Raw genomic sequence first — 22,631 nt, forward strand, 5'->3', positions numbered from 1 at the left:
ATGAACGCAACAGCAACTAAAACCGTCGTTTTTGAGATCCTTCGTCAAGATTCTACGGATTCTACCCCGTATTGGGAAAAATTCGAGTTAGATTATCGTCCAAATATGAACGTTATTTCTGGATTAATGGAAATTCGTCGTAATCCAGTAAATACAGATGGTAAACACACAACACCTGTAAACTGGGATATGAACTGTTTGGAAGAAGTATGTGGAGCATGTTCGATGGTCATCAATGGCCGTCCACGTCAATCATGTACAGCTCTAGTTGATAAATTGGAGCAACCTATTCGCTTAGAACCAATGAAAACATTCCCTGTTGTACGCGACTTAATCGTTGACCGTTCACGTATGTTTGATTCATTGAAAAAAGTTAAAGCTTGGGTTCCAATTGATGGATCTTATGATCTAGGCGATGGACCACGTATGCCTGAACGTAAACGTCAATGGGCATATGAACTATCTAAATGTATGACTTGTGGCGTTTGTTTGGAAGCTTGTCCAAACGTAAACACAAATTCAGATTTCATGGGCCCAGCACCATTATCACAAGTACGTCTTATGAATGCGCATCCAACGGGTGCCATGAATAGAGACGAGCGTCTAAATTCCATCATGGGTGATGGCGGACTTGCAAACTGTGGTAACTCTCAAAACTGTGTAGTCGCATGTCCTAAAGGAATTCCTTTGACTACTTCTATCGCAGCTCTAAACCGTGACACTACGGTTCAAATGTTCAAAAACTTCTTCGGAAGCGACCACATGGTTGACTAAGAAGAGCTTAATTTGTCAGCCTCCCGCATTTTGCGAGAGGCTGCTTTTTTGTTTAAAGAAGTGTGCGGGGGGCGTTAAGTTACAGAAATCGCTCCGAAATCCCGAAAGTTGCTCCAAAATCGAAGCGAAGCCAATTTTTTAATCCAATAATTCCGTCAGAATTAGGAGATAAATGGTTAGTTACCCCAATAATGGCAGAAGTTGCCCCAATAACTCTTAAAGTTGCCCCTATCCACACAAATCTCTCTCCAAATTTCTCCATTTATATCCATTAAATTCTTTCCTCTCCAGAAGAAACTTTGATACAATGACATCAACAATGAATCACCATTCATAAAATACATAAATCAAAGGAGCTATCTACTATGCGTGCATCTTACATCCAAGACCCAGAGCAATGGGCAAGTGGGTTTCATTTTTCAGTACCGGTTCAAGTTCGATTCAGTGAAACGGATATGTATGGACATCTGAACAATACATATAACTTTTCATATTTCGAGTTTGCGCGAATTGAATACCTTAAACAAATCGGCTTGATGAATGATTGGTTGGATCCAAAAGGTAAGACGATTCCAGTTGTTGCCGATTTACAATGCGATTATGTAAAACAAGTTTTCTTTGATGAAAAGCTTCAGATTCATGTGAAAGCTGATTCGGTGGGTACTTCATCAGTGGATATTCATTACCATGCCACGAACGAAAAAGGGGATACTGTTTTCACGGGTAGGGGAACAGTTGTGCAAATAAGCAAGGCAACTGGTAAGGGATCGCCTTGGACAGAAGAAGAAAAATCGTTATTCCTACCCAATTAGCCGTCACCGCCTTTTGTCTTCTGACATACGTTACTAGGAAGAGTGGATAGGAGGGGCGTATTTTGTCAGAACGAGCACATCATCGTTCATTATTAACAGGACGAGAAAGAGAAATTTTTCAATTGTTAGTGCGTGATTATTCAACGAAAGATATTTCCATTCAACTCAATATCAGTGAGAAAACCGTGAGAAATCACATCTCGAATACCATCCAAAAGTTGGGCGTATCAGGCAGATCACAAGCGATACTCGAACTTTTACGACTTGGCGAATTAGCACTAGACTGAGTATGTCTTGCCAATTTCGACAAAAGACGTCACAATGAATACACAAGTAATCGTATTCAGGGAGTGGATTCAGCACATGACAGAGCAAATTTCGAGCAATGAACATAACCATAACCAGGAGCAAGTAGCTTTTCTGGAAAAAGAACTTCGTTATATATCAGGCATTATCAAACAAAAAGGTCGCCAAATTTTAAGTAACTATACAGTGACGCCACCTCAATTTGTTGCGTTGCAATGGTTATTTGAACATGGTGACATGACCATTGGTGATCTTTCGACCAAAATGTATTTGGCATTCAGTACGACAACCGATTTAGTCGACCGGATGGAAAAGAACCAACTTGTCATGCGTGTTCGTGATGAGCAAGATCGACGTGTCGTTCGCATTCATTTATTAAAAGAAGGCGAGCGCGTGATTGAAGAAGTTATTCAAAAGCGTCAAGATTATTTGCAAGATATTTTGTCTGATTTTGATGCCGTAGAAGTGCAACAGTTGTCGAGCCTTCTTCAAAGACTTCATGTAGAAATGAAAGAGGATTGAGGCGAATCTCGTGAATACACCAATCGGCGTGATCGATTCAGGTGTTGGCGGCTTAACGGTTGTCAAAGAACTTATGCGACGATTGCCCAATGAGCAATTTCTCTACATTGGAGATACAGCGAGATGTCCATATGGACCGCGTTCAGCAACTGAAGTGCGGAAATTCACATGGCAAATGGCGGAAGCACTGAAAGCGCAATCCATAAAAATGCTCGTTGTCGCGTGTAATACAGCAACAGCGGTCGCACTTGAATCCTTACAAAAATATTGCCCGTTCCCGGTCGTAGGGGTTATATTCCCAGGGGCACGAGCAGCAATAAAAGCAACAAGACGTTCTGAAGTCTGTATATTAGGGACTGTAGGTACTATAAAAAGTGGCGCCTACGAAAAGGCTTTGAAGGCTTTATCATCTTCATGTCATACCGTTCCACTTGCTTGCCCGGCATTTGTTCCACTAGTTGAAAGTGGCGAATATGAAGGCGAATTTGCGAAGGAATTGGTTGAAAAGACACTCGAACCACTGCAAAAAGAATCGTTTGATACGTTAATATTGGGATGTACTCATTACCCTTTATTACAGAATCTTATTGAAAAAGCGGTTGGTCCGCATGTGAAGGTTCTTTCATCAGCCGAAGAAACAGCCGATGAAGTGGATGCTATCCTCAACTATTACCAGAAGCAAAGAGAGCAACCGAGCAAGGTACCGCACATTTTCTATACAACTGGTTCCATACCAATGTTCAGGACCATTATTACGAAATGGCTTGAAATCGAAAACCCAACAATTCAACAAATATCATTTAAATAAAACCTGGAATTCCTTGTAAAAGGAATTTCCGGGTTTTGATTCGTTTAAAGCTTATGTGATACGATAAGTGCGCGAATGTATACGAGGAGGAAATAAACACATGAGACAAGATGGACGAAATTCAAAACAACTGAGACCTGTGACGATAGAGACCGATTACTTGGTACATCCAGAAGGTTCCGTATTGATAACGGTAGGACAAACGAAAGTAATCTGTACAGCAACCATTGAAGAACGCGTACCGCATTTTTTACGGGGGCAAGGCAAAGGATGGATTACGGCTGAATATTCAATGCTTCCAAGAGCGACAGGTTCACGAACACAACGTGAAGCGTCGAAAGGTAAGATTGGTGGCCGTACAATGGAAATACAACGTCTTATTGGACGAGCACTGCGAGCAGTAGTCAATCTAGAAGCATTAGGAGAGCGAACGCTGTGGATTGACTGTGATGTGATCCAGGCAGATGGCGGCACACGTACTGCTTCGATTACCGGTGCATTTGTTGCGATGACAATGGCTATTGCAAAGCTTCAAGATGAAAAACAGCTCCCTGAATTTCCTGTAACAGATTTCCTTGCTGCGACGAGCGTAGGAATTGATAGTGAACTCGGTGCAATTCTTGACCTAAACTACATTGAAGATTCCTCAGCAAATGTCGATATGAATATTATCCAGACCGGTTCTGGTCAATTTGTGGAACTTCAAGGTACTGGAGAAGAGGCTACATTTACAAGACAGCAGTTAAATGAATTGCTTGATCTGGGTGACGAAGGCATTCAGCAGTTGATTGCTATTCAGAAAGATGTGCTTGGGGAAATGGCTGACCGGATCGGCAAAAAGCTAGGTGACTTATCATGAAGCAAGTAATTATTGCAACGAAAAACAAAGGCAAGGCGAAAGACTTCGAAGCAATCTTCAATCCCTATGGTTTTGAAGTCTTGACCCTCCATGATGTAGCGAATGACATGGATATTGAAGAAACAGGCACAACGTTCGAAGAAAATGCCGTTCTTAAAGCTGAGGCGCTTGCTGAACGCTTACAAACATTCGTGATAGCTGATGATAGCGGTCTAGCAATTGACGCTTTAAATGGCGCGCCAGGGGTCTATTCTGCACGCTTTGCCGGAGAAGAAAAAAGTGATGATGCAAACATGCAAAAAGTTCTGACTGAACTTGAAGGTGTGGAAGACGAAAAACGGACAGCTCGTTTTTGCTGTGCCATTGCGTTGGCAGGTCCTAATATGGAGACAAAGACTGCGTTCGGAACTTGTGAAGGCGTCATTGCACATGATAAAAAAGGCACAAACGGCTTTGGTTATGATCCGATTTTCTTTGTGCCCACACTTGGCAAAATGATGGCTGAGTTACTGCCTTCAGAAAAAGCAGCAATTTCCCACCGTGGAAATGCCATCAAAAAAATTGAAGCGGAATTACCCAACTTGTTGAAATAAGGTGGCGAGTACATGCGTATTTTAGTAATGAGTGATACCCATGGAGAAGTAAATTCGATTGATCAGGTAAGACAACATGTCGGTTCAGTGGATGCAGTATTTCATTGTGGGGATAGCGAACTTGATGTAAATCATACATCGCTGCAATCTGCTTTTGTCGTCCGAGGAAATTGTGATTGGGATTCCTCATTTCCTGAAGAAGTATTCGCTGAGATTAACGGTGTGAAAATATTTATGGCGCATGGTCATTTATTACAAGTGAAATCGACCATGCTGCCGATTAGTTACCGTGCTCAGGAACTTGGAGCTGATGTGGTTTTGTTCGGACATTCACATTTACTGGGTACTGAACAGATTGAAGGCACCGTATTTGTAAATCCGGGTAGTTTGGAATTGCCAAGAGGACGCCTCGAAAAGAGCTATGCAATAATCGAAAAGTCACCAGTTCAGTGGACCGTAACATTCTTTTCGAATGAAAATGAAACGCTTGAAAAAGTAACATTTAAAATTACCGAAAAATAACGTTGACTTTTGGCTGAAGCATTTCTATAATAAATATTGTCTTCATTTCTGAAAAGAACTGAAAATCACAAGTCTCAGTAGCTCAGCTGGATAGAGCAACGCCCTTCTAAGGCGTCGGTCGGGGGTTCGAATCCCTCCTGGGACGTATGTAAGACAGGCGATGAGCCTTGATGTGACTGCCTTTTGACGAACGTAGGGGAACGAACGGGGATACGAAATTTGTTGAATATCCCTTATTTTAACCCTACTGAAAAGGTAGACTGAAATTATCTTCTAATCTTATTGATTAGGGGATTTTTTTTATGACAAAAAGAACAGGTTTGTTTGATATTAATGTTGACTTTGATGTGAAGCAGTTAATTGAAGGAGATCAAAAATCACAACAAAAAGAAATGACAATTGAAAAAGCATTAACTACAATCACGAAGCAAATGCAAGTTAGTGGATTCAGACAAAGAACTATTAAAGACTATAATCTACACATGAATCATCTTTGTAAAATTACGAATGTGACTTACCTTCATGAAATATCATCTGAATTGATTTATCTTTGGCTTGATTCAATGAAAGTGTCTAATCAGACAAAACTAATTCGCCTAAAATGTTTGAAGGCAATCCTCTCAAAATGCTTTGACAATGGTTGGGTTAAACAAAGATATTGGAAGACGATCAATATCAAAGTTGATAAAAATGTCAAGAAGGGTGCTACGAGCAGCGATATTCAAGTTTTACTATCTTTGTTAGACTTAAACTCTTTTATCGGTTTACGGGACGCTGTGGCGATTATAACGCTATACAAAACGGGAATAAGAATAAACACACTGGGACAACTTGAGGAGCGTCACATTGATTTTGAAAATATGATGTTAAATCTGGACGGTGCAATCTTAAAAAACCATAAAATGCTCCAACTTCCAATTGACAATCAAATGGCTCAATTATTTCGTGTGTTAATCGATCAAAATAAGAAAATAAGAAGCAGTTACAACCAAAGAAATAAATTTGTATTCTTATCCCAAAAAGGAACATCTCTAAACACTAAATCAACCAATAACGCTATCTCAAAGCGTTTAAATAAATACAGTAAAGAATATAACCTAGTTAATATTAATCCTCATGCTATCAGAAGAGGATATGCAAAAGACCTTCTAAATAAAGGGGCTAACCTTGCATTAATTTCTAAAGCATTAGGACATTCGAATTTAGCAGTCACCACTCAATACTTAGACTTAGATGAAGAAGAGGTTGTTACTAATTTACGATCATTTATGTGAGGCGCTGGGCTGGCAGTATTAGAACCCTTCAAAAGATTCTGAGTGATTCAAGTATAAGCACTACGCTTGTTTGCGCTCATGTGTTACCCGAAACAATTAATGACTAACTTGGACAGTTTAATCGATTAAAAATGATAACGAAATCACCTACGATAAAAACTAATAGAAAATAAGTAGTTAACACTGACTTATGGAGCGAATCAGAAGTATTATCGTTTAATACCATAGCTATCGAAATGAAGTGGGATTGGTTTTTGGACTAGAGTTAAAGGCATACCCTATTACATTGCCATGTGATGGAGTATGCCTTTATTTTAATATATATGGAAGAAAGAAATTGCATCGCACGTGGAATAATAATAGTATATTAAAATATTTATACAAGAAGAKATATTTGTTTATCTAGATACTTAAATTTTTGATTTCATTGGTATTGCAATACTTTTGTTTAATGTCAGAATATTCGGTTGATTATAAAATGATTTTAAGATATAATGATTTTGGGTCTTCAAGATACACTAAAGAGAAGGGGCATAATGGGTTTATCTCCAATTTAGTACCAAGTTGGTAAGTTTAAATGGGATCAATTGGAACACAATTACATTTAGGGGGAAGGTAATTATGACGGAATGGCAATCAATTAAAAATTTATCTTTGGAATTGCCAAAAGATGAGTTAGAGGTAACGATACTGAATTACAGGAATGTGGAAAAAAAGAGTGCAATTTATAAGATCTATAATCATTATGATAAGCTAATGTATGTTGGACAAACACAAGACCTTCGTAGACGCTTAAAAGAACATTTTGCTGGTAAAAGAAAAGGGCATTTTATAGAGAAAGTTTGTTTTTTTTATGTCGATTATGAAGACGTATTTATTCTTCAATCGTATTTGGATATGTACGAAACGTACTTAATACGTAAACTTAAACCAAAGTATAATGTTCATCAGACAGCTCCAATGAGGTACATAAAGTGAATTTCAGAAGCAGCCAATTTGGTTGCTTTTTATATTCTAATTAAGAGAATGAAGTTTGAGTACCTCAATCCACACGAGCGGTATTTAAATTCGAAGATACAAGACGCAGTTGCTATTCTTCTACTCTACTTACTTTACCCGAACAAACATTTTCCATGCCTTACACAAAGAACCAATGTAATTCTCCAAAATCTCTATTCGTACATTCCCCTGTAAAACATTAGCGAATCATAGAAGCTGAATTCATTCTATATAAAAAAATCATCTTTTTTTAAAAAAAGTTCTTGACACGACTTTTCTGTTTTGACGACGAGAACCGTCAGCTTTTTTATGACGGTTCTAGCCCTAATTTCATGAATTTGGGCTTTGTTAGTATAAGGTTATGCGATTGACTAATAAGGAAGCACGCTTATTCACCCTATGACGTACTCATAGGGATTGGTAAATTCAAATTCAATATTGGACGGGGGTAAGTGTGCTTTTTAACGAGGTATTTTGCATTGGGTTCACTCTTTTGGGTTTGTATAAAGAGAGGAGTCACCAAATCAAATTATAGAAAGCGAGGATAGAGTAGTATAAATAGTGTGAGTGAGAGAGAGAGTCTGTTCACTACGCATATTAAATGTTAAAAAAATGCAGTAAATGCCAAGGAAATAAGGGTGTAGAAGAATTCAGTAAAGATAGAAATAAAAAAGATGGACTTACTTGTGCATGCAGGGAATGTAACAATAATCGAGAGAAAAAACGAAGGGAAAATGGTGGTGAGTTTACCAAGGATCAGAAACAGGCAATCTTCAAGGAATACGGTAAAATTTGTCAAATATGCAATAGCACGAGTAACTTGCAAGTAGACCATAAGATTCCACAACATATTTGTAAGCCTAATACATCCAGTGTTGTCGACAATGCTTGGGTACTATGTAAAGGTTGTAATATTTCAAAAGGAACACATCTCTTAATAGAAGTAATTCTATCGATACCTGTAGTTTCAAGACCAAAGTTATTAAAGAAATTTTCTACTGCACTTAAACAAGCTAAATATGAAAAAGTACAAATTACAATCAATGGAAAGCAGTTTACCGAAGTGAAATTCAAGTGAATGGTATTTATAGTAATAGATCCACTCTTCCCGTGAGGTAGAGGATGTTTTACTTATTAGTTGATATAAGTAAGGTTTGATTATGATGATATAGAGGGTGTGCAACATTTACACTACCCTAGTGAAAAAATTACACTTAGTGTAGTGCAAAAATTGTATAGAGGTAGTGCGAAATTTGCCCAATATAAGAGGAAGTATTAGAGGAATAAATAAGAGAAATAAGTAAACAGGGTCGCTTACGCTCCTAGTCGCTTTGCTCCTCTCTAATCTATTTCTTTTTATCTATCTATTTCAAACAGGGGAATGAAGACTTTTGTGGGTAAGCATTATGACTTTTTTTATAAATAAGAAAAAGAGGTCATAGTGAATGAAAGAAAGCAAAATAGGATTTATAAAGTTTAATACAAATTTAATGAGTGATTTTGAGTTAAAGGTTGGAGAAACGCTTGTATATGGTGCGGTGGTATCGTTTAGAAATATGAGTATTCAATCCAATACAAAAGATGAACAAGGTCAAGTATACGCATATCCTCCTATCTCAAGTATTGCAAATATTACAGGACAATCAGAAAGAAGCGTTAAGAGTCATATTCAAGTTTTAGAACAAAAAGGATTAATGACGGTTAAAAGATCGTACAAAGAAGGCGGCAAGGAGAAAAATGTAAATTGTTACTATCTTAACACTGAGGTGTTGGAGGTCTATTTCACTGCTGATTCATCTAATTCGGTTAAGGCTGCTAAACCAATAACAGCTAATGCAAAAGAAACACCTAAAGAGTCGAGACAAAAAGTGTTCATTGCTGATGCTGAAATTGAGAAATGGTTTTCTCATTATCGAGGTGAACATAATAATAACTCTGCAAAGAAGCTTAACCAATTGGCTGAGGACTATGGATCAGAAACAGTTGTAAAAGCTATTCATAATGCAATGAATGGTGTAAATATCGACACTCTACCTCAAGGTTCAACAGGTCTTATTCTAAGCAGATTGAATCAGAAAAACCTAGATGATGCAAAGCTCCAATTAAAGAATGAGAAAAAAAGTCAAGAGAGATTTATGAATGAACCGAGAACACCATCTTTTGACTATGCTGAAGGCTTGAAGCGAAAAGAAAAAAAACAGACTAATGGAATTCTCGATGATATTAATGCACTATTAGGAGGGTCATTATAAAAAGTAAGTGTTATTAGGGATAACTCAGATTTGGGTTATCCTTTTCTATATTAGAGCGGATAAATAAACATAGATCGGAATACAAGACATTGTTACAAAACTAATAAAGCCGTCCTTTATGTTGTCTGCTATAACACAAGGGATCACCATTTTTCGTAGAAAAATCGTTTCAATACTTTCGTTTAGAGGCGAAGCGAAGCGACCCAGTACCATGCACTCCCCACAGCCTGCGTTGCATTATTTCTCTTTATTTGAATTAACTTCTCTCTGCGGGTATCTTAACTCTTCTTACATAACCAAAGAGTGTGGTCTAGAAGAAACTTTGTTCCGAGGTCTGGAAATGAAGTGGCTTCTACCAACACTCAGTTTCATGATGAGATAACCCAACTATCACTTCAAAATTTAAACCACCTTAACTCACAAATGCCTAGTCAATTCTCCGATACGAGAAGGATATTTATGACTTTTTTTGTATGTAAAACAGCCTGTTTTCAAGGTGTTTTCTGCAAAATCTCGATTAGTCTTTTGCTGCTGTAATTAGGATGGAATGAATGTGTGATGGTAATAAATACCTTTGTGCTTACCGATTTCTGGATGGTTGTAGTATAATTAGAATATATAATCTTGCAGAAAATGGTGATGTCAATGTCAAGCAACTTTGCATTTTTCGTAGGCAAATGGGATGTACTTGCTAACTTGGGAGAGACAGCAGAGAAAAATTTATATCAAGATCCTCATACTACGATAATGAAGCTTCGTTTGTTTGGAGAAACATTGTCGAAGTTTATTCTAGCATCAGAAAACATTCAAGAAGTGTATGGTATTACGCAGGTTGAACGTATTAACAAATTACGCCGTGAGGGCTTAGTTGATCCAGAATTATTTGAGATATTTGAGACTCTACGTCGCAAAGGAAATCAAGCGATGCACGAAGCGGATTTCGGAAGAATTGAAGAAGCTAAGGCTGTGTTGCATTTAGCATTTCGGTTATCCATTTGGTTCATGGAAGTATACGGTGATTGGAACTTCAATGCACTTGAATATACAGAACCGCAACTACAAACCGAATTCGATACAACTAAGCTTCAACGAGACTATGAAGATAAAGTGCAAAAACTCGAAGAGGAATTAGAATTAATTCGGAAGCAAGCAGAGTCTGAACAACCAGATGTAAAAGAAGAACGTAAGAAAATCTCGAAAAACTTTATGCGTAGACAGCGATTAACAGAAGCTGAAACTCGAACCATCATTGATGAAAAATTAAGAGCAGTAGGTTGGGAAGCTGATACGCCGACTCTTAATCATCAGAAGAATGGGACTTTACCTGTAAAAAATCGAAACATGGCAATAGCAGAATGGAAGGTTAGTGGAGGTCGTGTTGATTACGCATTGTTTATCGGCTTGCAGCTTGTTGGGTTAATTGAAGCGAAAGCAAAACATAAAAACATTTCTTCTGCATTAGATAGTCAAACGAAAGTATATGCGAAGAACGTTGTTCAAATAGAGAATGAGACACTTCATCCTACAAGTGGCGAATATAAAACACCATTTTTGTATGCAACAAATGGGAGACCATACCTGAAGCAACTACAAGAAGAGTCTGGCATTTGGTTTTGGGATGCTCGGAAACCTTTAGATCATGCACGTCCACTGGAAGGCTGGCATTCTCCTCAAGATCTGCAACTATTGATTAGTCAAGATGACCGAGAAGCAAACAAAATTCTTAAGAATGAAGATATTACTAAATTCGGCTTACGTCATTATCAACAAAGTGCTGTACTTGAAGCAGAGAGAGCTTTACAAGAAGGTAATCGAAAGATGCTGATTGCCATGGCAACTGGAACGGGGAAGACTCGTACCGCTATTGCTCTTATGTATCGTTTAATCAAGTCTAAAAAGTGTCGTCGTATTCTCTTTCTAGTTGACCGTAAGTCCTTAGGAAAACAGACTGAGGATGTGTTAAAAGACACAAAAATTGAAGGATACTCCTTCTCTGATATATATGACGTTAAATCTTTAGAAGACATGACACCTGAGATTGCCACCAAAGTGCAAATTGCTACAGTCCAAGGAATGGTGAAAAGACTGTTTTTTAATAATAATGGAAATCCCCCCAGTGTTGGACAATACGACTTCATTATTGTAGATGAAGCGCATCGTGGGTACACCATCGATCGTGAGATGTCTGAAGAAGAACTGCTATTCAGTGATCAAGAAGATTATATAAGTCAATATCGTCGGGTTATCGATTATTTTGATGCATCATGTTTAGCCCTTACAGCAACTCCAGCACTTCATACTACTGATATATTTGGAATGCCAATTTTCAAGTACTCTTATAGCGAAGCAGTGTTAGATGGTTACTTAGTGGATCATGAACCACCTTATTTGTTCAAAACAGAACTAGCAGAAGCGGGTATTGACTTTGAAAAAGATGATGAAGTTGAATATTATGATGTCGATAGTGGTGAAGTTCAACTTGAAAAGGTAAAAGATACTCTCCATTTTGATGTAGAGCAATTTAATAAACGGGTAATTACCGAATCGTTTAACCAAGTAGTGTTAAATAAACTTACTGAGTACATTGATCCAACAGGAAAAGAAAAAACCTTAATATTTGCGGCAAGCAATGATCATGCCGATCTAGTTGTACGATTGTTGAAAAAGGCTTATAAAGATCGTGGTGATGAAGTCGAGGATGATGCCATTGTTAAAATTACTGGCTCAATATATAAGCCTCTAGATGCAATAAAACGTTTCAAAAATGAACGGTTACCGAATGTAGTAGTTACTGTAGATTTATTGACCACTGGTATAGATGTTCCAACTATTACAAACATAGTTTTTTTAAGAAGAATTAAATCTCGCATTCTCTATGACCAAATGCTGGGGCGAGCAACTCGCCTTTGCCCTGAGATTGGTAAGACACACTTTAATATCTACGATGCTGTAGGTATCTACGATAAATTACAAAGTTATACCGATATGAAACCAGTAATTAAAAACCAAACTTACACTATTGGTGAGTTATATGAATCACTAACCAATGCTACAGATGAAAATGAAGTAACATTTTATCGTGACCAACTAGTAGCTAAAATACAGCGAAGTAAACAAAAGTTGAAAGATGAAGGTAAACAAAAGTTTGAAGAATTGTCTAACGGTAAAAGTGTGGACGAATGGGCAAGAGATATCCATACCTATACTCCAAGTGATGCTAAAGAACATTCGATGTTGTTTGAATACATGGAAACGTACCAACCAAGGGGAGAGAGAAGGTATATCTCCAATAAAGAAGATCGCATTAAGGAAGTAGTACGAGGATATGGAGAAGGAAATAGTCGTCCAGAAGACTACTTAAATGGATTTGTTCGCTTCATTGAAGAGAATATGAACGAAATTCCAGCGCTCCACATTGTATGTACACGACCAAAAGACCTAACACGTAAAGATTTGAGAGAACTCATCACCATTTTAGAAATTAAAGGTTATAAACAATCTCACTTACAAACAGCATGGAAACAATCCAAAAATGAAGAGATTGCAGCGGATATTATTAGCTTTATTCGTCAAGCTGCACTAGGTGAAGTACTAATAAGCCATGAATCACGCATTAAACATGCAATGCAAAAAGTTTATTCATTACATGAATGGACACCAAGGCAAAAGAAATGGTTGGAACGTATTGAGAAACAATTACTTCAAGTACCTGTTCTAGCACCGATGCCTAAAGATGCTTTTACAGAAGAGCCTTTTCTAAGTAGTGGCGGTTATACCATGTTAAGACGTGAGTTTGGTGATCATATTGATAATATTGTCTACACGATAAATGATAATCTTTATGTGAGTTAATGAGCGCCTCTTTTGAGGTGCTTTTTACGTTATAATAAGAAGGTTCGTTAAATTAGTCTAATCACAAATATAGATAAGTTAAGTGCTATACTTTTTTAATAATATTACTCAGAATTGCTGGAGGTAGAAAAATGAACAACCAAGAAATCGTACAAAAATTATGGAACTTATGTAACGTGCTTCGTGATGACGGGATTTCATATCAAGAATATGTTACAGAGTTAACTTACTTACTCTTCTTAAAGATGATGAAGGAACAAGAAACTGAAAATGTTCTCCCGAAGGATTTCCGTTGGGATAACTTATTGGAACGAGAAGGTGTGGAGTTAAAGGTTTTCTACCAACGTTTATTACTAGAACTAGGTAGTAGTGATGACGAAAAATTAAGATTAATTTACAGTGATTCTTCTACGAGTATTGGAGAACCAAAGAACCTAGAGAAAATCATTAAGTCAATCGACGCTCTAGATTGGTACAATGCAAAAGAAGAGGGATTAGGAAACTTATACGAAGGCTTATTAGAGAAGAATGCCAGTGAAACAAAATCTGGAGCGGGACAATACTTTACACCTCGTGTATTAATAGATGTCATGGTTCAATTAATTGATCCGAAAGTTGGTGAACGTTGCGTTGATCCAGCGGCAGGAACATTTGGCTTTATGATTTCAGCAGATCAATATCTAAAAAATCAAACTGATAACTATTTTGACTTAGATCCAAAAGAAGCAGAGTTTCAAAAGAAAGAAGCTTTCACTGGGATGGAACTTGTTCAAGGAACTCATCGTCTTGCATTGATGAATGCATTGCTTCATAACTTGGAAGGACGCATAGAACATGGGGATTCATTATCTAGTAACGGAAAATGGATGAAGAACTATGATGTTATCTTAACAAATCCCCCCTTTGGTACAAAAAAAGGTGGAGATAGAGTATCACGTGATGATTTAACATTTGATACATCTAACAAGCAGTTAAATTTCTTGCAGTTAATTTATAATGCATTAAAGGACAATGGACAAGCTCGTGCAGCGGTGGTTTTACCAGATAACGTTTTGTTTGAGAGTGGCATTGGTGCGCAAATCCGTCGTGATTTGATGAATAAATGTAATTTGCATACCATTCTACGATTGCCAACAGGTATATTTTACGCACAAGGAGTTAAAACAAATGTCTTATTCTTCACAAAAGGAACAACAGACCAAGATAACACTAAAGACGTTTGGGTATATGACCTCCGTACAAACATGTCTAAATTTGGTGTCCGTAAACCGTTAACCGAAAAACACTTTGATGATTTTGTTATAGCTTATAATGCAGTAGATCGTTTTTCTATTGAAAATGAACGTTGGAATGTTTTCGCACGTGAAGCAATTGCCAAAAAAGATGATAGCTTAGATATTGGATTAATCGCAGATGATTCACTTTTAGCATATGACAACCTACCAGATCCAATTGTATCAACAGAAGAAGCAGTTGCAAAACTTCAACAAGCAATTGGTTTGTTAAATGAAGTAGTAGAAGAACTTCATGCTGTTGAGGTGGCTAAGAATGAGTAAAAAAAAGCAGCTGACTACGGAAGAACTACTAGAAGAAGCGTTCGTGTTAAAGGATGAACAGCCATATGAAGTACCTATGAATTGGATTTGGGTAAATTTGAATTCTGTTACAAAGTTAGTAGTAGATGGTTCACATAATCCACCACCAAAATTAAGTGTAGGTATTCCTATGATTAGTGGTAAAAATATACATGACGGTTCAATGGATTTTTATACAGATAGGTATGTTTCTGATGATGATTACAAAAAAGAATTCAAGCGTACACCAATAGAAATGGGAGATATATTACTTAATATTGTAGGGTCTATCGGCAGAACAACAATTGTACCAAAAGATGCTCCTAAATTCGTTATGCAACGTAGTGTTTCATTGATAAAACCATCAATTGATAATAGATATTTGATGTATTTCTTTCAAAGCCCATATTTTCAACACTATCTCCAAACTAACGCTAAAGGGACTGCTCAAAAAGGTATATATTTAAAGACTTTGAAGTCAAGTTCTATTGCACTACCGCCTTATAAAGAACAAAAAAGGATAGTTGTTAAATTAGAAAATTTATTATCAAGAATCGATGAGGCAAAGAGATTGATTGAAGAAGCGAAGGAAACATTTGAACTTCGTCGAGCAGCAATCTTAGATAAGGCGTTTAAGGGAGATTTGACGAAAAAGTGGAGATCTGAATACACTGATTACAAGGCTGTACAGGAATCGTTAAAAATAATAAGTGAGGAGAAAGCACTTCTTAAAAGTAAATTGAGTATAAATAAAAAGAGTGTGGATAATCATCCCTTTAATATTCCAAAAGAATGGAAATGGGTATATCTCGAGGATATAACAATAAGTTTTAAAAATGGTTTGTATAAATCTGCAGATTATTATAGCGAAAATGGAATACCTTGCTTAAGGATGTATAACATTCGTAAGGGTGAATTGAATTTTGATGATATGCACTATATGAAGTTAACAGATGAAGAAGTTGAGGAATTTGGACTAAAGTATGGAGATGTACTAATTAATAGAGTTAATTCTAGAGAATTGGTTGGCAAATCAGCACCAGTTCCTGCAAATTTTGCTAAATGCGTGTATGAGAGTAAAAATATTAGAGCTAGGTTGTCAACACAATTTAATCCTTATTATATTTCTTGGTGTTTAGAGCTTCCCTATGTAAAAAGTCTTATACTAGATAGCTCCAAACAAACTGTAGGTATGGCAACTGTTAATCAAGAGTTTTTAAAATCTATTCCGATACCAATGCCCACTTTAAAGGAACAGAATGAGATCGTTAGTCTAGTGTCTTCGTTATTAATTAAAGGTGAAAATGCATTAGATATTCTCAAAGATTTGAGATTTGAAATTCTTAAACAATCCATTCTTTCAAAAGCTTTCCGAGGAGAAATTGGAACAAATGATCCAAATGATGAAAATGCAATTCACTTATTAAAAGAAATGATTTAAGAAAAATCGATATAGTTTAGAAAGACATCCATTAAAAATAATGGATGTCTTTTTGGTTAATATTCCTATCGCAAGAATAATACATTGCTGATAGACTGTGGTTATTCGGTAACGTTAGCGTTAATTATCAAATGCTGTAATGACACGGATTTTCGTGTGCTTGTTTAGTTACCGATTGACTGTTACCGAATTCCTTAAATAGTTTTTAAACGACAAGTTTTTGTAGAACATTAGGAATGGATGGCATAAAATGTTATTATTGGGATATTAACTTAGGAGGTGATTCGATGAGCTTAAAGCGAAAATCAACAATAATAAAACTGAATCAAGAAGAAAAAAAAGAATTTGAAGATTGGGCATTGGGAACAAATAATTCTTCTACAGGGATAAGTAAAGCGAAAAAAGCGTTACGTTTAGCACAAAATAGCAACCATCCACAATATCATACAGAATCGGGAGAAGTAGTGGAGGTCGAGGTTATTGGTGAAGGTAGACACCGTCACACACCAAAACTAAAATCGTCTTCAAGAGTAGGTAGAGTAGGTAGAGTAGGCAGAGTAGGTAGAGCAGGTAGAGCAGGCAGAGTAGGCAGAGTGGGTCTTTCCGCACATGAGAATTCAGGAAGAATACTTAATGAATTGAGAAAAAAGGGTGATAAAAGTGCAGTTGTTCCCAATAACAGAAGTAAGCGAAGAGATCATTGAATCATTTTCTTGTTTTACCAATAAATATGAAACAGGTCAAGAAGACCTAATAAGAGATCATGAGAAAATTGACAACTTTCTTAAAAATGAAGCATTATCACACCATTTAAAGCAGCTTGTGAGAACCTATCTACTTTTGAATGATGTAAAAAATGAAGTAATTGGGTTCTTCTCGCTATATAATGAGGAAATTTCAATAAGTACTAGCCAGAAGAGTAAATTTAAATATAAAAGCGAATATAAAAGCTTTTTAATATACACTTTAGAAAATACTGAAGTTTATCCTGCTATTCGTCTTCATCAATTTGCTATTGATAAGAATTACCAAGGTAAATACATGGCTGGAGAAAAATATAGCGATTATCTAATTGGTAAAGTATTTCAAACTGTCACACAGGTCGCAGAGAAAACAGGTTGCACTTTTATAGGATTGGAAGCAACAGATAACGCAATAAAGTTTTATGAGGATTATGAATTTAGAGTTCTTACAAAGAAGAGCGGTAAAAAACTTCCGTATTTAATTTTTAAAGTTGAGGATTTATTATAGTAATACATATAAAAGATAAGTATCGTTGTTATCAAATTTACTTTTAGTTTCAAGTTTCATCAAAGTAAGAAACTAATCGCTTGATTGTTTTTTCAATATTTCTCTGCATTTATCAATACATAATAAGAATTTGAATAATACTTATTTCTTGAAAGAAGCAAAAAAGAAGATATTTTAGTTATTGCGTCAGGGCATCCTTTTAATTAGGATGTCTTTTTCTTATATACGAGTTATTGAAATAAGTATACATTTGCTAAGTATTTGTTCCTCAATCAAAAACAACAAATTGTAACAAGGTTTCAGTTTTAATTTGTAATACCACTAAGATGAAAATGATTAGTTTCAAAAAGTACACATTATGATACTAAAATTAGGTCATGATAGAATAAGCTTTCCTTTAGTATCTAAATGTGCATTATGTAGTTATGGTACGTATCAAAAGTGTTGTTGACTTTTTGACACACAAGGTACACAATAATGGTATCTAAGACAGGAAAGGTAGTTATGAGACTATGAAGACATTCGGATATGTGCGTATATCATCAAAAGATCAGAATGAAGCAAGGCAAGTTGAAACTATGAAAGCAGAGGGTATAGGCGAGCGGGATTTGTTTATAGATAAGGCAAGTGGGAAGGACTTTAATCGTCCTAGGTATCAATTGCTTAAACAGATGGTACGTGAAGGAGATACAGTGGTGTTTGATTCAATTTCACGTATGGGACGCAATATGGATGAGACGAAAAAAGAGTATACATGGTTTGTTGAGAATGGAGTGCAGTTGCGCTTTGTTAAAGAACCTATGATCAATACTAAGAAGCAAGATGATGTTTTACAAAAGGCTATACAAGATATCATATTAACTCTTCTTAGCAGCTTTGCTGAAAAAGAACGTGATGAGATAAGAACAAGACAAGCAGAGGGAATAGCAGTTGCTAAGAAGAATGGAGTGAAGTTTGGTCGTCCAGCTCTAGGGTTTCCGAAGGATTGGAATATGTATTATAAGCAGTGGAAAGCAAATGAGATTACTGGAGTACAGTGCATGGAGCGCTTAGGACTATCGAAGGCAACATTTTACAGAAAAGTGAAGGAATATGAAGGGGCATAGATCTTATTTTGAGTAACTCGTCTCAACAAAACTAGCAGGGGTATCACGAATTATCCACATTTAAAAATAAGTTTGTATTTGAATATAACAAATATTTAGAATTGAGTTAACTGAAATAATTTAGTATAATTAGATTGTCTTATCAAACTGGTGATGAGAGGAGAAGGTTTGGCATTGTCAACGTTGACAATGTTACCAATTAGGTTCAAGACTAAAGTCGCCAACACGTCGATCAGCAAGTCAATGAGCATAATATCAAATCCTTCCACAATCAAATAGACAACCATTTGTTTAATTAGATTGTACCGTATTAGTGGAAAGAAGTTAGCCCTACTGATAGATGACTGAGACGTTTTAGGTATTAAGATTAGATTAATGCCTACTAATACTTATCATCTTTTCAGGAGAGAAAGTGTATGCTAGGGAGGTTTTCTGATGAAACAGAGTAATAGGCTACAATTACATGACCTCCCCAGCTCTTCACAGATGGACTTGAAGAAATACCGTTCAAAAGGTTATCTTCATTTTGATAAAAGAATAAAAATTGAGCATGTTTACCAAAAAATTCAGGATGAAAACTGGGTAGTGAAACATGCTTTTTTACCATTTATTCATTATAAGATAAAGTTAAATAAGTATAGTGTTAAACAAGGTATATCTACTAAGGATATGAGATTATGTAAAGACCAAAAGTTCTTTAAGTATAAAAAACCTAAAGAGAGAATGATATTCTATGCTTCGCATTTAGACAGTTATATTTACAAATATTATGGTGAACGACTTAACGATGCATACAATAAATACGCAGAAGAAAATGGGATTGATGAAGTTGCTATCGCATACAGGAATAATAAGTCAGGTAGGAATAACATTGATTTTGCAAAAGAGGTTTTTAAATATATTTTAGAGCATCAAAACTCGGTGATTATAGCACTTGATTTCACGAAGTTTTTCGATACTATTAATCACAAAGTATTAAAAGAGAATATCAAAACAGTATTGACCGTAGATGAGTTACCCATGGATTTTTATAAAGTGTATAAGAGCATAACAAAGTTCAGCTACGTTAATAAGAATTCCATTGAAGATTACTTGGTGAGAAAATATGGAAAAAAGAACTACAAGAAGATAAGAAAACAAGGAACTCTAAAAAGAGTAATGAGTCCCACTGAATTTAGAGAATTCAAGAAAGATGGACTTGTACTCAAAAAAGAAGACTTTGGTATCCCACAGGGATCAGGTATGAGTGCTGTCTGTTCCAATGTCCATCTAATACATTTTGATGCAAAGCTTAAAAAATGGGCTGAAAATAAGAGTGGTTTGTATAAAAGATACTGCGACGATTTAATCCTTGTTGTTCCTTTTGCGGAAAACAAAAAACCAGATATTAAGGATTTGGTTAGAGAAGTGTATCAAATTATACAAGAATACAATGACTTAGAGATCCAAGAAGAGAAAACAGAGATACGAATCTATGAAAGTGGAAAGATTAAGAATCTGGAAAACGAGTTTGACAAGATTGATTATTTAGGTTTTATCTTAGACGGTGAGACTATAAAAATAAGAGAGAAGAGTGTTTTTAAATACTACAGTCGTGCCTATAGAAAAGCGAAGATTTCTAGAGAAAAAACTATAGTGAGAGGAGGGGTAAAAACATACCGTTGGAAATTATATAAACTTTATACCCATCTAGGATATAACTATAAGGGCTATGGTAATTTCATATCTTATGCACTAGAAGCACATGACAAAATGAAAGAATTGCCAGTAAAAGTTCTAATTAAGAATCAGATAAGAAGACATTGGAGAAAAATTCAAGATAAGCTATGCAAAACTTAGCGGATCGTAAACTTTACAATTCAATTTAGGTAACTATGCCCTTACTTCAAGAACGCATTTAGTTATATGATATGGCATCCAATACAAAATGGATGTCTTTTTTGTTATTCCCAAAAAGGATATACCGTATTATCTAAAGACCTGTTAAAGATAGTTCTCTTAAGTCAGTCAACGAGGGTCATGGTTGAGTCTTCAAATAAGAATCCTATGAATGATTTCTAACTAAACATCTTCAGGTATTTGGTGCAGCTTGTACGTGAATTGACATTAAATATCGAGATTGCAAAGAAAGAGGGAAAGTTTAAAGGGCGCAAGATCGAGGTTGCAATAGGTGGAAAGAAGCCCGAGAAGGCAACATGAGCGGTTGAATGGCATAAGGAAGGTTAGTCAATGAGGTACATCTGTAAGACACTATCGATAGGTACTTGGATATTCTATCGGTTGTTAGAGCGTGAAGGATTAAAGTAGCAAGGGAACTATAGAATTGGCAAGAAGTTGCTTCTAAATGATTAGGGAAGATCGAACTGTGGAAGGTACTAATTAAAATAGTAGTGAGTCGATTCATTAATCGAGTTATAGTAATTTTATAATTGGAAAATACAAAGAAAACAACGACAATCTTAAGATTATCGTTGTTTTGTATCCTTAGCTAAGGAGGCTTGAATCTGCCTCTTTCACTGCGTTGTACCAAGCGAATACCATGTTCCCTAGAATTCCACATGTCGCTGAATTAAAGGTGAATAGAATTGATTGTGTTAGATTGCGAGTGGATTTCATACGCATCACCTCCAAAAAAATAACAAGAGAAAACAGTATGAAGAAAATTAGGAATGGAGAAACATGAGTCAAACTTGCGCAGCTAAAGTTACAAAGTAGTTAGTTTTCATGTAAGTATATCTTACAATCCTTGATATGCTCATTATCTAATATTCAGAAAAGATGTCCATAGGGTTACTTAACATTCGATTACAGGAAGCGGGTGGGGGATGATTTCGACATACTTTGCCCCCGTGGGTAAGGGATTGTTCCATGGTAGACTGAGGTTCACGTCATTTGTATTTTCCCCATCCGACGTATAATTCACATAGTTCAAACAGTACTAGTTTTTGGAAATGGGAAACCGAGTGCATGTTTTGATGTAACAGAAGAGTATATTGTTAATAAACTCCCTTCCATTCTTTGTTACAGTCTGGACATTTCCATTTAATTATCCTATCAGATTCAATACTTGTGATACCTAGTGAAATGTGTTGCGCCATACGCTTTTTGTGATTTCACTGGAATTGGTTCTCCTTGTAAATCACTGTTACAGTGGAGACAAAATTCTTTAATGGTTCTCAACAGCAGCTCATCCTTCAAATAAGACGTTTGGACATACTCAATGTTTATTTCATCATACAGATTACTGTTGTAATCTCTCAGTTATAGGGCCATTAAATTAATAGTTAATTCTAACAATCGGTGTAAAAGGAAAGGGAATAAAGTATAATATTGAAAAGACATGAAAAACGGAGTGAGGAAAATGGGAAGTATTTTGACCCGTGCAGAGTTAGAGTACTATTTGGATGGTGTGTTGAATAACAATTACCGTGATATTAAGTCAAATAGAAAATATAGTTATGGTCGGAATGCAGTCAAGTCTTATATCGTTGAAACCCATATCTTTAAAGAACAACTTTCAAGGGACAAGATTGTAGAATCAATTCTATCGAGGGCAAAAGAAATTGATTCTGAAACCAAACTTCATGAAACTCATGAAGAATCATTGATTCACTTAGAGACAGAACGGCTTGATCTCTACGTAGATATTGCAGAACCAAGATATTTAGTATTTCATTCTGCTGTTC

Annotated in this window: 21 protein-coding genes and 1 tRNA gene; 21 read left to right on the top strand and 1 reads right to left on the bottom strand. The window is 36.1% G+C overall.

From position 1 onward, the window contains the following. The gene (gene sdhB / locus AC1DSK_RS12470; protein ID WP_016426745.1) at window positions 1-774 is read left to right on the top strand and encodes a succinate dehydrogenase iron-sulfur subunit; all 774 of its coding nucleotides are present in this window, start codon (window positions 1-3) and stop codon (window positions 772-774) included. Window positions 775-853: 79 nt separating this feature from the next. Here the strand turns inward: sdhB and AC1DSK_RS12475 are convergent, their stop codons facing one another. Then, window positions 854-1,012 carry a hypothetical protein gene (locus AC1DSK_RS12475; RefSeq protein WP_477598251.1) on the bottom strand — a complete coding sequence of 53 codons (159 nt, stop codon included), beginning with the start codon at window positions 1,010-1,012 and terminating at the stop codon, window positions 854-856. Between the two features lie 127 nt (window positions 1,013-1,139). Here AC1DSK_RS12475 and AC1DSK_RS12480 point away from each other — a divergent pair, with 127 nt between their 5' ends. The 20 genes from AC1DSK_RS12480 to AC1DSK_RS12575 all read left to right on the top strand — a co-directional run. Further along, window positions 1,140-1,586 (top strand): acyl-CoA thioesterase, encoded by a 447-nt coding sequence (locus tag AC1DSK_RS12480; RefSeq protein ID WP_477547027.1) that lies wholly within the window; start codon window positions 1,140-1,142, stop codon window positions 1,584-1,586. Between the two features lie 62 nt (window positions 1,587-1,648). Further along, window positions 1,649-1,873 (top strand): helix-turn-helix domain-containing protein, encoded by a 225-nt coding sequence (locus tag AC1DSK_RS12485; RefSeq protein WP_016426747.1) that lies wholly within the window; start codon window positions 1,649-1,651, stop codon window positions 1,871-1,873. Window positions 1,874-1,949: 76 nt separating this feature from the next. After that, on the top strand, window positions 1,950-2,414 hold the full coding sequence (locus tag AC1DSK_RS12490; RefSeq protein WP_016426748.1) for a MarR family winged helix-turn-helix transcriptional regulator: 465 nt from the start codon (window positions 1,950-1,952) through the stop codon (window positions 2,412-2,414). Between the two features lie 10 nt (window positions 2,415-2,424). Next, a complete protein-coding gene (racE, locus tag AC1DSK_RS12495; protein ID WP_477547026.1) occupies window positions 2,425-3,222 on the top strand; it encodes a glutamate racemase in 798 nt (265 codons plus the stop codon). A 100-nt stretch (window positions 3,223-3,322) separates the two neighbouring features. Further along, a complete protein-coding gene (gene rph / locus AC1DSK_RS12500; protein ID WP_477547025.1) occupies window positions 3,323-4,081 on the top strand; it encodes a ribonuclease PH in 759 nt (252 codons plus the stop codon). Next, window positions 4,078-4,674, top strand: coding sequence for an XTP/dITP diphosphatase (locus AC1DSK_RS12505; protein ID WP_477547024.1), 597 nt, complete (start codon window positions 4,078-4,080; stop codon window positions 4,672-4,674). Before rph ends, AC1DSK_RS12505 begins: the two co-directional genes overlap by 4 nt. 12 nt (window positions 4,675-4,686) lie before the next feature. Continuing rightward, window positions 4,687-5,196: a metallophosphoesterase gene (locus tag AC1DSK_RS12510; protein ID WP_477532741.1), complete on the top strand. Its 510-nt coding sequence runs from the start codon at window positions 4,687-4,689 to the stop codon at window positions 5,194-5,196. Between the two features lie 71 nt (window positions 5,197-5,267). After that, window positions 5,268-5,341: transfer RNA gene (locus AC1DSK_RS12515), tRNA-Arg, on the top strand. 157 nt (window positions 5,342-5,498) lie between these two features. After that, window positions 5,499-6,470 (top strand): tyrosine-type recombinase/integrase, encoded by a 972-nt coding sequence (locus tag AC1DSK_RS12520; RefSeq protein WP_477547023.1) that lies wholly within the window; start codon window positions 5,499-5,501, stop codon window positions 6,468-6,470. A 621-nt stretch (window positions 6,471-7,091) separates the two neighbouring features. Then, window positions 7,092-7,448 carry a GIY-YIG nuclease family protein gene (locus AC1DSK_RS12525; RefSeq protein ID WP_477547022.1) on the top strand — a complete coding sequence of 119 codons (357 nt, stop codon included), beginning with the start codon at window positions 7,092-7,094 and terminating at the stop codon, window positions 7,446-7,448. Window positions 7,449-8,070: 622 nt separating this feature from the next. Then, window positions 8,071-8,547: an HNH endonuclease gene (locus AC1DSK_RS12530; RefSeq protein WP_477547021.1), complete on the top strand. Its 477-nt coding sequence runs from the start codon at window positions 8,071-8,073 to the stop codon at window positions 8,545-8,547. 367 nt (window positions 8,548-8,914) lie between these two features. Beyond that, entirely contained in the window at window positions 8,915-9,721 is an 807-nt protein-coding gene (locus tag AC1DSK_RS12535) for a helix-turn-helix domain-containing protein (protein ID WP_477547020.1), read from the top strand. Between the two features lie 645 nt (window positions 9,722-10,366). After that, a complete protein-coding gene (gene hsdR / locus AC1DSK_RS12540) occupies window positions 10,367-13,573 on the top strand; it encodes a type I restriction-modification system endonuclease (RefSeq protein WP_477547019.1) in 3,207 nt (1,068 codons plus the stop codon). 131 nt (window positions 13,574-13,704) lie between these two features. Beyond that, a complete protein-coding gene (locus AC1DSK_RS12545; protein ID WP_477547018.1) occupies window positions 13,705-15,129 on the top strand; it encodes a class I SAM-dependent DNA methyltransferase in 1,425 nt (474 codons plus the stop codon). Next, window positions 15,122-16,588 carry a restriction endonuclease subunit S gene (locus AC1DSK_RS12550; RefSeq protein ID WP_477547017.1) on the top strand — a complete coding sequence of 489 codons (1,467 nt, stop codon included), beginning with the start codon at window positions 15,122-15,124 and terminating at the stop codon, window positions 16,586-16,588. The genes AC1DSK_RS12545 and AC1DSK_RS12550 overlap by 8 nt, the downstream gene beginning before the upstream one ends. 287 nt (window positions 16,589-16,875) lie before the next feature. After that, window positions 16,876-17,292, top strand: a complete 417-nt coding sequence (locus AC1DSK_RS12555) for a hypothetical protein (RefSeq protein ID WP_477547016.1) — start codon at window positions 16,876-16,878, stop codon at window positions 17,290-17,292. Beyond that, complete coding sequence (locus tag AC1DSK_RS12560) at window positions 17,240-17,839, top strand: hypothetical protein (RefSeq protein ID WP_477598253.1); 600 nt, start codon at window positions 17,240-17,242, stop codon at window positions 17,837-17,839. The genes AC1DSK_RS12555 and AC1DSK_RS12560 overlap by 53 nt, the downstream gene beginning before the upstream one ends. A 512-nt stretch (window positions 17,840-18,351) precedes the next feature. Beyond that, a complete protein-coding gene (locus AC1DSK_RS12565) occupies window positions 18,352-18,945 on the top strand; it encodes a recombinase family protein (protein WP_477547014.1) in 594 nt (197 codons plus the stop codon). Between the two features lie 435 nt (window positions 18,946-19,380). Then, window positions 19,381-20,784, top strand: coding sequence for a reverse transcriptase domain-containing protein (locus tag AC1DSK_RS12570; protein ID WP_477547013.1), 1,404 nt, complete (start codon window positions 19,381-19,383; stop codon window positions 20,782-20,784). A gap of 1,522 nt (window positions 20,785-22,306) precedes the next feature. Next, the coding region (locus tag AC1DSK_RS12575) for a hypothetical protein (RefSeq protein WP_477598255.1) at window positions 22,307-22,631 on the top strand (325 nt) is incomplete at its 3' end.

The sequence above is a fragment of the Paenisporosarcina sp. P4_B8 genome (assembly GCF_056402175.1).